The sequence below is a fragment of the Paraburkholderia sp. 31.1 genome, from assembly GCF_014397645.1.
Lineage (GTDB): Bacteria > Pseudomonadota > Gammaproteobacteria > Burkholderiales > Burkholderiaceae > Paraburkholderia > Paraburkholderia tuberum.
Genome location: NZ_VZQN01000151.1, coordinates 1 through 1,453 on the forward strand (window position 1 = coordinate 1; position 1,453 = coordinate 1,453).

Sequence of the window (1,453 nt, forward strand, 5' to 3'; positions counted from 1 at the left end):
ATACCAATTTTCCCCATCTTGGAAGCAATGGCGAAATTGTCGATCGTGGTGAAGACGATTATCTTAAGGTCGGGATATCGGCGCTTTAAGAACGAAAGCATGGCCATCCCGTCACCGTATTCTCCCCCAGGCATGGAGTAGTCTGTGATGAGAATGTCACATTCGACATTTGACAGAAAATTGACGATTTCCGTCGAATCCTGCGCCGTCCCAAGGACGCTGAGAGTATGGACTCTGGATAGTTCGTATTTGACGCCAGTGATTAATGCCGGGTGGTCGTCTGCAAGTATCAGCTTGATTTTCATTGCTCGCTCGATCGGTCAACTGCATTTATGAATCGAATTTTGGAATGCTTAATGTAACGGCGGCCATCGAGGGCGGGTATCTTACTAGCCTCATTCAATCCACCAAACTGCCTGACTGATCCGAAAAACAAACGGGATATATCTGGAGATAGCGCATTGTCGTCCGTATGATCCGACGACGGAGTGGTTCGTTTTCAACGAGCTTCGGGCGGCGAGAGCGTCAGTCGGATATTGCTGGGACGGTATGGAATTCACATACGAAACGGTGCGACGCTGGTCGGTGAAGACCCAAGGGTGTCTTCGAGGCGCAAGAAGCTGCAACCGGAAATCCGATTCTGGATCGCTTTTTCTACTAGATTAGTATAACTAACGTCACTCACTTTATCATTCACGTCATTCTGGCAATTTGACAATTCCTCAATTCCACATCGCTCGAAGATTCCAGGTCTTCTAAACCATCGTGGTTACCGTACAAGTTGGTCAAACGCCCGCACTGTGATTCTGAAAAATATTGCAGGCGGAAAAAATGCCAGCTCTTTCTCTCGCTCATTGAACTTGATGTGAGACGTTCTTCTCAGACCAATCCTCATCCTGTTTTCATCGTAAGCGCGCAATTCAGCACACCGCAGCGATCGGCGAATCCGCACGAATGCAATAGTTATGAATCAGACGGGGTGACGTGCTGCAGGCAGGAGCTTCGCGAAGTTGAATGGCAGCAGATCGGTGACATCGGCATCCGGGGAGCGTTGCGGCAGTTCGGTGAGTACATGCAGGAGATAGGCATACGGCTCGACGTTGCAGGCGCGGCACGTGAGCATCAGACTGTAGACCATTGCACTGGCTTTCGCGCCAGCGACTGTGTCACTGAACATCCAGGAGTTTCTGCCTGTGCAGAATGGACGGATGTCGCGTTCGATAACGTTATTGTCAACCGGAGCTCGTCCGTCGCTCACATAGCGGCTCAGGTATTCCCACTGATTGCGTGTGTACGAGATCGCGCGACTCAGCAGGCTTTCGGGTAGCCCCCCCGCGTCACAATGGTTGTCGCCTGGATAAAATTGGAATCTGGGGGCGATAAAGAGAGAACAAGTTGGCGCGTTACGGAAAGACATTCAAGGACAGAGCGGTGGCGCGGTTGCTGCCGCCGG

The 1,453-nt window shown here is 51.2% G+C and carries 1 protein-coding gene and 1 pseudogene; both read right to left on the reverse strand.

Annotated features, from left to right (window positions below):
- The coding region (locus F6X37_RS35705; protein WP_187614663.1) for a response regulator at positions 1-305 on the reverse strand (305 nt) is incomplete at its 3' end.
- 665 nt (positions 306-970) lie between these two features.
- Positions 971-1,324, reverse strand: a pseudogene (locus tag F6X37_RS35710) (transposase); the annotation flags it as partial.
- Positions 1,325-1,453 lie beyond the last annotated feature (129 nt).